The sequence below is a fragment of the Staphylococcus sp. EG-SA-14 genome (genome assembly GCF_017151935.1).
GTDB lineage: Bacteria > Bacillota > Bacilli > Staphylococcales > Staphylococcaceae > Staphylococcus > Staphylococcus aureus.
This window is the reverse complement of record NZ_JACVZM010000037.1, coordinates 1-9,150: the sequence shown is the minus strand read 5'-3', so window position 1 is coordinate 9,150 and position 9,150 is coordinate 1. Positions and strand designations below refer to the sequence as shown.

6 protein-coding genes are annotated in these 9,150 nt (G+C 32.3%); all 6 read right to left on the bottom strand.

From position 1 onward, the window contains the following. Positions 1 to 225: 225 nt before the first annotated feature. Entirely contained in the window at positions 226 to 768 is a 543-nt protein-coding gene (locus IDG63_RS13870; RefSeq protein WP_000197275.1) for a 5' nucleotidase, NT5C type, read from the bottom strand. Between the two features lie 350 nt (positions 769 to 1,118). Next, the gene (gene hisC / locus IDG63_RS13865) at positions 1,119 to 2,177 is read right to left on the bottom strand and encodes a histidinol-phosphate transaminase (RefSeq protein WP_086095898.1); all 1,059 of its coding nucleotides are present in this window, start codon (positions 2,175 to 2,177) and stop codon (positions 1,119 to 1,121) included. 239 nt (positions 2,178 to 2,416) lie between these two features. Further along, positions 2,417 to 3,931 (bottom strand): ABC transporter permease/substrate-binding protein, encoded by a 1,515-nt coding sequence (locus IDG63_RS13860; protein ID WP_000180991.1) that lies wholly within the window; start codon positions 3,929 to 3,931, stop codon positions 2,417 to 2,419. Then, positions 3,924 to 4,901, bottom strand: coding sequence for an ABC transporter ATP-binding protein (locus IDG63_RS13855; protein ID WP_000589256.1), 978 nt, complete (start codon positions 4,899 to 4,901; stop codon positions 3,924 to 3,926). Before IDG63_RS13855 ends, IDG63_RS13860 begins: the two co-directional genes overlap by 8 nt. A gap of 221 nt (positions 4,902 to 5,122) precedes the next feature. After that, positions 5,123 to 6,904, bottom strand: coding sequence for a DNA helicase RecQ (gene recQ / locus IDG63_RS13850; protein WP_000983677.1), 1,782 nt, complete (start codon positions 6,902 to 6,904; stop codon positions 5,123 to 5,125). An 11-nt stretch (positions 6,905 to 6,915) separates the two neighbouring features. Then, a complete protein-coding gene (locus IDG63_RS13845; RefSeq protein ID WP_000525103.1) occupies positions 6,916 to 8,799 on the bottom strand; it encodes an ABC-F family ATP-binding cassette domain-containing protein in 1,884 nt (627 codons plus the stop codon). Positions 8,800 to 9,150 lie beyond the last annotated feature (351 nt).

Below are 9,150 nucleotides of genomic sequence, written 5' to 3'. Positions count from 1 at the left end.
TGCATTGTCTGTAGAAATTGGCGTTCCAATTTCTCTATGTTGGGGCCCCGCCAACTTGCATTGTCTGTAGAAATTGGCGTTCCAATTTCTTTATGTTGGGGCCCCGCAGTCAACTACTGCCAATATAGTGTTGTAGTGTCTAAGACATAAAAGTTCATCTCAGTCACAATTACTTTATAGCCTATCCATCATCTTTTCTACATGAAATTTTTCAAGTGATATATTTTATTTCTCAATATTATCTAAAAAATACTGTTCTACATCTTTCCAGCTATTTACGCGTTCAAATCGATCATCATTAATATTATGCACTGCTGTAAACATAATCGGTGTACCAGTAAAAATTTCAAGCTGTCTAGGATTGTCATCTATTAAATAATCAGCTTTAACGATGTTTTTTCTACCACAAAAAACAAAATGCTGAGGATCTAAAAATGGAAAGAACTCTAGTAACCATTCATATTTATCACTAAATGATGTTGGTACATCCATTGCTGCTGTAGCAATATATACATCATAATGTTCAGTTAATTTTTTCACAACTTCTTGTGCATGTGGCATCACTTTAAGATGTCTGAAGAAGCCTGGTTCTCTCAATACTTCTGTAATTAATCCATCATGTTCAGGAATAACATGTTTAAGTTTTTGACCATTCAAAGCTTCCATTTTAATACCTAAATCCGCTCTAAAATTGACAACATCAATGATTTCTCCTAATGTATCTGCCAATACTTCATCCATATCAATCGCGATTGATTTACGGGTCATTTTAATCTTCTCCTCAAAATATCAGTATTGATTCAGTATAGCAAAAAAGCAATTGATACAAAACAATATCATCTATTGTTGCTTTTTACACTGAATACTCTCACCTCATCATTCACACTGCATTGAGCTTGAGACATAAATCAATGTTCAATGCTCTACAAAGTTATATTGGCAGTAGTTGACTGAACGAAAATGCGCTTGTAACAAGCTTTTTTCAATTCTAGTCAACCTTGCCGGCGGGGCCCCAACAAAGAGAAATTGGATTCCCAATTTCTACAGACAATGCAAGTTGGGGTGGGACGACGAAATAAATTTTGCGAAAATATCATTTCTGTCCCACTCCCCACTTACTATTCGTATTTAAAGTTTGATAAAACTTCTAACATTTTATCATTTTGTTCTTTAAAACCAATTGTAATTCTAACACCAGTTGGAAATGATCGCGTAATACACCCTACATTTAAAAGTGCTTCATAAAGTTCATTTACCCGCTTTGTTTTTACAAATATAAAATTCGTTTGACTTGGCAAGAAATACTCACTTTGAGGTAATTGATAAAATCTTTCGCGTTCAACACTATTTTTATGTGTTACCTCTTTTAAATATTGTTGATCTTCAAGTGCTGCAACTGCTGCGTATTCAGATATACGTGTCACATTAAATGGTGGTCTAATGATGTTCCATTTTTCAATCGCATGTTCACTTGCTACCACATATCCTACACGTAAACCCGCTAATCCATACGCCTTTGAAAATGTACGTAATAAGAAAGCATTGTCATATTTTTGTTGCAAAGCAAGTGTATCCGGGTAGTCCTCTGCTGTCACAAATTCAAAATAAGCTTCATCTATAATTACTGGTACATGTAGAGGTACTTGAGATAAAAACGAATCTAAGCTCTCATGATTAAAATATGTACCTGTAGGATTATTTGGATTACATAACCATACCAATGACGTATCTTCATTAACTTCTTTTAAAATACCTTCTAAATCGAAGCCACCATCTTTTAAAGGTACTTGTATCACATTAGCTGATTCAACAATCGCATTGTGATAATATTGACCGAATGTCGCTTCACTTGTAACAATAGTATCCCCTGGCGTTAATACTGCTCTAGAAATCATTAATATAACTTCATCTAATCCCGCACCAAATAAAATGCGTGATTGATCTACATTTAAATGTTTACTAATCGCCGCTTTTAATGTCGGTGATCCTGTTTCAGGATAATAATATAACTCATCTAAGTGTGCTGATATCGCTTCTTTAACTTTAGGCGATGGTCCATACAAATTTTCATTTGATGCAAGTTTATATAAATCTCCTTCAATGCCATACTTTTCTTTCAATGCCCTTGGAGATAAACCAGACTGATATGCTGATAGTTGATTAAGTTGTTCTTTCATAATAAAAACAACCTCCTTAGAATTAACTGAAATTTTAAAAAACTTATATTCATTATATCGCTCTATGTTTCTAAAATGCAATGCTACTATTTTCACATCATAATAGCTTACATTGTGTTTAACATGTCATATTTTTTAATCATTATTGCATGTTTAAATTGAACATAATTATAGATTTAAATATAACAACGCCACATAAGATATAATTTGGTGTTACGCATCTTATGTGGCGTTGGTCGTTATTTGATTAACCCTTTTGCTTTTAAATAATCTTTCGCAACTGTATATGGGTCTTCATTTTTAACTGTTACTTTATAGTTCATCATTTGCATATCTTCATCAGATATTTTGTTTTCTAGTTTGTTTAACGGTTTCTTAATTTCTGGATGTTTCTTTAAAAAGCTTTCTTTAAATAATGGTGCTCCTTGATATGGTGGAAATACGTGCTTATCATCTTTTAACACAACCATATCATATTGTTTTAATTCAGCGTCAGTTGAATATGCATCTATTAAATTAATATTACCTTTATTGATCGCTTGATATCTCAACTTAGGTTCCATTGTACGTATGTTATCTAAATTTAAATTATAAGCCTTTTGAACAGCTTTGTAACCATCTGGACGATCATTAAATTCCAATGTAAATCCTGGTTTAAGTTGATCTTTAACCTTATTTAAATCACCAATTGTACGTATATTATGTTGTTTAGCAAAATCACGTTTTACAGCTAAAGCATACGTATTGTTATACTTCATTGGTTTTAACATAGTCATTTGATATTTCTTTTCAAGACTTTGCTTAGCTTGTTCATAAACTTTTTTCTCTTCTTTTGACTTCAATGGTTCTTTTGTTAATTCACCTAAAACTGTTCCAGTAAACTCTAAATACCCATCTATATCATCAGATTTTAAAGCATTAAATAAAAATGCTGTTTTCCCCATACCATCTTTCACTTCTACAGTATTTTTGGTCTCTTCTTCTATTAAAATTTTATACATATTTGTAATAATCGAAGGCTCGGAGCCAAGCTTTCCAGCTAACGTAATTTTATCACCTTTTTGTGCAAACATAGGAATAGCGATAGCCAGTATAATAATCATCACTATAACACCTAACGTCATCAATAACTTTTTATAAGATAATTTAGCCATAAATCTTAAAATTAAATCAAATATAATTGCCAATAAGGCTGCTGGAATTGCACCTAATAATATCAACGATGCATTGTTACGGTCTATACCTAATAAAATTAAATCTCCTAGTCCGCCTGCACCAATTAATGCTGCTAGTGTTGCTGTACCTATAATTAATACCATAGCCGTTCTTACACCAGCCATTATAACAGGCATTGCTATCGGAAGTTCGACTTTAGTTAAACGTCTAAATGGTTTCATACCTATACCTTTAGCCGCTTCAATGAGTGATGGATCAACTTCTTTAATTCCAGTATACGTATTCCTTAAAATTGGTAACAACGCATACACTACAAGTGCAATAATTGCTGGCACACGACCGATACCAAATAAAGGAATCATTAAACCTAATAATGCCAACGATGGTATGGTTTGAAGAATTGCCGCAATATTCATTACGATTTCAGATATCGTTTTAGTCTTCGTTAATAAAATACCTAATGGTACCGCAATAGCAGTTGCAATCAATAATGCGATAAATGATATTTGAATATGTTCTATCATTGTCGAAAAGAGTTGCCCCTTACGTTCACTCAATATGTCGAAAAAGTTAGTCATGTTGAGCTACCTCCTTTTTCTGGGACAAATATTTGAAGATATCTTTCCTATCAATAACATATTGACCTACGCTATCTTCTTGCATGACAATGACACGCTCGCTCTCTGATAAAAGTTGATACAATACTTCAATTGGTTGATTGTCATAAACAATTGGATAAGCGCTCATAGATATAACCTCATCGATTGGTTTCATAATATCCAAGTCACGGATAATTGCGTTCTCTTCAACACATGGCGCATCATCTTCTAAATGACTACCCATAAATTGTTTAACAAATTCACTTTGAGGATTATTTTTAAATCCTTCTGGTGTGTCAATTTGTTCAATATGCCCTTCATTCAAAAGACAAATCTTATCACCAAGTTTCATCGCCTCTTGAATATCATGTGTAACAAATATGATTGTCTTCTTAATTTTAGTTTGTAATTCAATTAAATCATCTTGAAGTTTTTCTCGGCTGATTGGGTCTAATGCACTAAACGGTTCATCCATTAAAATAACTGGTGGATCAGCTGCTAACGCACGTATAACTCCTACACGTTGTCGTTGCCCCCCTGACAATTCATCAGGTTTTCTGTTTTTATATTTTTCAGGTTCTAATCCAACCATTTCAAGTAATTCATCTACTCTTTTATCTATATCTTTTTCTTTCCACTTTTTCATTTGTGGCACTTGTGCAATATTTTCTTTGATTGTCATATGTGGGAATAATGCAATCTGCTGCAATACGTATCCAATATCCCAACGCATTTCGTATACTGGATAATCACTTATTGGTTTATCTTTAAAATAAATATAACCTTCACTTAAGTGAATGAGTCGATTAATCATTTTTAATGTCGTAGTTTTTCCACAACCTGAAGGTCCAATTAGTACAAAAAATTCACCCTCATTAATATTGAAACTAATGTTATCGACAGCAACATGTTTGCCATAACGCTTAGTTACATTTTTAAACTTAATCACTTTGCCACCTCTTTTTTTCTCATAGCATAAAACCGAGATTATATGTATGTATTCCCTATTTAACCACGTTTATTACAATTTTCAAATTTAAATGATTTATCCTTGAACTTTTTTAATAAAATAATGAATAATAGGTAATCTCCAGTTAAGAAATAGTGTTATTTTACCTTGAATTCAAAAAAACACCCAGTAAAACAAGGAATGCTTACTAGGTGTCTTCACTATACTTTGGCTTTATAATTTTGAATCGTTTCTAAAAATGCTGGACAATAATGTTTTAATTTGTAACTACCTACGCCATCAATATTAATCATATCTTGTTTCGAAGCAGGCTTACGTTTAGCAAATTCCTCCAACGTGTAATCAGAAAATATACTTACAGGTGCTATCGTTAATTTGTCACTTAACTTTTTACGAACTTCTACCAACTGACTGAATAATACTCGGTCAACCCCTTCAACCGTATTTATAAATACTTTTTCAGTCGCTTTTTGCTTAAATGGTGTTGTGAATACTTCTACTTCATTACTGAGTAATTTTTTAATTGAAGTATCACACATTAATATTTCATCATTTTCATTTAAGAACCCTTTGAATCTTAATTCATCTATTAAGTGACTTAATTCTGATGTTGTGTAACCTTTCATTAAACCATGGGTTGAAATTTGGTCATAACCTTTATACTTAATATAATCTGTTGACTCTCCTCTTAACACTTGAATGATAACACTATAACTCTCTTGTTGTTTCATACGAGCGATGCAACTAATAATCATCTTAGCTTCTTGTGTCATATTATATGATTTATCTTGTTGAACACAATTACTACATTGTTCACATTCTTCTAATTTTTCATTCGGTTCAAAATAATGGACAATTGTTGCTTCTAGACATTTTTTTGTTTTTGTATATTGAATCATTTTAGTTAACTTTTCGCCCATTTTATCTTTATAGTCATCATCAGCTTGAGAGACTGTTATAAAATACTCGTGTAAATTGATATCGCGTTCGCTAAATAACAAAATACATTCACTTTTTAACCCGTCACGACCTGCACGACCCGCTTCTTGATAATAAGATTCTAAATCTCCAGGCATATTATAATGAATAACAAAGCGTACATTGGATTTATCAATACCCATACCAAAAGCATTTGTAGCAACGACTACTTTAACACGATCAAATAAGAAATCATTCTGCGCTTCTTCTCTTTCTTTATTGCTCAAACCTGCATGATATATAACACTTTCAATTTTCTGACTTTCTAAGGCTTCTTGAAGCTCTTCAACTTGCTTACGTGTAGAACAATAAATAATACCTGCATCTTCATCGTGTGTTTTAATATAATCCAATATAAATTTTTGACGTTGATAAGTAGGATTTACTTTAAAAATTAAGTTTCTACGCTTAGTACTCGTTTTAATTTGATCAGTTTGAGCGATATTTAACTTTTCTCTAATATCTTGCTGTACTTCAACCGTGGCAGTTGCTGTCAACGCTATTATTGTAAAATCTTGAGGTAACGTAAATACTTTTGAAATAACATTTTGGTAACTCGGCCTGAAATCATGACCCCATTTAGAAATACAATGCGCTTCATCAAACGCGACTAAGTGAATCTTTATACGCTGAAGCATATTTAAAAAATATCGGTTTTCAAATCGTTCTGGTGCAACATACAAAAATTGAATTTCTCCATTTGATAATGCTTTTTCAATACGTTGTTGCTCTTTTTGAGTCAAACTACTATTTAAAAAAGCAGCTTGAATTCCCATCGCTTTTAATTGATCCACTTGATCTTTCATTAATGATATTAGTGGACTTATTACAATTGTTGTACCACCTAACAATAAACCTGGTACTTGATAGCATATAGACTTACCTCCACCAGTTGGTAAGACACCAAGCACATTACGATGGTCTAATACTTTGCTAATAATTTCTTCTTGTCCTGGTCGAAACGTTTCATACCCAAAGTAATGCGATAATGTTTGTTGCATCATAAATTGACCCCTTATTGTTGTTCTTTAATTTCTTCTAACTCACTCCATCTTGTGATGTCTAAATCATATTGAATTTCAAGTTGTTCTTTTTCTTCGTTTAATTCTTTAATTTTCCCATAATCTGCACTTGCCTCAATCATGAGCACATCAATTTCTTCCATTCTTACTTCCGCTTGTTCTATGCGTTTCATCAATTGTTCATATTCTAATTTTTCTTTATATGATAAACCATTTTTCTTACGTACAGTTGTAGAAGATTTAGATTGTTGCTTCAATGTGGATTTATTTTTATCTAATGATTTTTTATAACTTTCATAATCTTCAAAAGTTCCGATAATCTTTTCCATCTGACCATCATGAATAAACCAATATGACTGTGCAACTTTATTTAAGAAGTAGCGATCATGGCTTACGGTAATCACTGTACCACCGAAAGTATGAATATAATCTTCAAGTATTGTTAAAGTCTCAGTATCTAAATCATTTGTCGGTTCATCTAACAACAGAACATTTGGCTGGTGTACGAGTAGACGTAATAAATACAAGCGCTTTTGCTCTCCACCAGATAATTTATAAACTTTTTTACCATGAGTTGCACTTGGAAATAAAAATCGTTCAAGAAGTTGTGTAATAGATACCGAGGTTCCATCTTTTTCTTTTGCGATCTCACTTTCTTCTCTTAAATAATCAATCATACGAATATCTCTATCCAGGGTCTCATCAGTTTGCTTAAAATAAGCTACTTTAACCGTCTGCCCAGTCTTCAATTTACCTTCGAATTGTTGGTCTTCTCCACTCAAAATATTTAAGAGTGTTGTTTTACCAGCTCCATTTGGCCCAACAACACCAATACGCTCACCTTTTTGAATAATTTCCGTCAGATGTTCAAATAATACTTTATCATTAATAGCCTTTGATAAGTCTTCTAATTCGAACACTTGCTTACCTAATCTTGAATAAGCAAGATTCAATTCACCTTTATCGTCTTTATATTGCTGGTTAACTTCATTTTCTAGGTCATTAAATCGATTAATTCTAGCTTGTTGCTTTGTAGTACGAGCCTTAGCTCCAGCCCTCATCCAAGCAAGTTCTTCCTTATATAAAGCTCGTTGCTTTTGTTGTTGCTTTTGAAGTGTTACTTCTCTTTCAGCGCGCATTTCAATATAAGATTCATAGTTGCCAGGATATGACGCTAACTTACCTCTGTTTAGTTCAATAATTCTAGTGGAAACTTCATTTAAAAAATATCGATCATGGGTTACGAATAAAACTGTATGAGGATATTGCTTCACATAATTGATCAACCAGCTGATTGATTCGAAGTCTAAATGGTTCGTAGGTTCATCTAATAACAATAAATCTGGTTGTTCTATTAATGTTTTAGCAAGTACAACACGTTTTTGTTGTCCGCCGGATAATTCTTTAATGTATTTAGTAGTATCATGTATACCTAGTTTTGAGAGGATTGTTTTAATTTCAGCGTTATAGTCCCAAGCATCATGTTGATCCATAGCATCTTGCGCATCCATCATTCGCTTGAACAATTTATCACTTTGGTCATCCGCATAAGCTTGTACTGTCTGCTCATATTGCTTGATGATGCGTAAAGTTGTTGTATCAGAACTTAATACTGCATCAAAAACTGTCATATCTTCATTAAGGTCCTGTTTCTGAGACGAATATCGAATTCGATATTGATTTGGATGCATAACATTGGCTGTAAAATCATCATCAATACCACCAATTACTTTTAACAACGTACTTTTCCCTGTACCATTTATGCCTACTAAACCTATTTTTTCACCTTCTGAAATTGATAAATCTAGATTATCGAATATAATCTTATCGGCATAAGATTTATTTAAATGTTCAATTTTATATGCTTCCATACCCATCTTCCTTCTTCTGTTGAAATCTCTACGTACTTAAATCAGTTCTATACATTATACACCTTTTTGAAATCAAAAGAAATCGATACTGTTAAGTGTCATAATTTAATATATTGTTGCTTCAACTATAAATAAAACTTGATAAGGCTTTGATGACTATGCTAACGATCTTTATAATATACCTTTTTATCAACACATATAATGTAAAACATAATATAAAAGAACATAATAAAAGGGCTTGGGACATTAAGTTCTTAGGCAATGTAAAAAAGCTGATTTCTATTAATTATTTGATAGAAATCAGCTTTTTTGATATGTATTTTATAATGTACAGCTCGTTGAGCTGCTATTTTCCTT

Bases quoted from the DNA above. Each gene is read 5' to 3' on its own strand.
- IDG63_RS13860 (WP_000180991.1), bottom strand. From the start codon at position 3,931: ATGACTAACTTTTTCGACATATTGAGTGAACGTAAGGGGCAACTCTTT.
- IDG63_RS13870 (WP_000197275.1), bottom strand. From the start codon at position 768: ATGACCCGTAAATCAATCGCGATTGATATGGATGAAGTATTGGCAGAT.
- hisC (WP_086095898.1), bottom strand. From the start codon at position 2,177: ATGAAAGAACAACTTAATCAACTATCAGCATATCAGTCTGGTTTATCT.
- recQ (WP_000983677.1), bottom strand. From the start codon at position 6,904: ATGATGCAACAAACATTATCGCATTACTTTGGGTATGAAACGTTTCGA.
- IDG63_RS13845 (WP_000525103.1), bottom strand. From the start codon at position 8,799: ATGGGTATGGAAGCATATAAAATTGAACATTTAAATAAATCTTATGCC.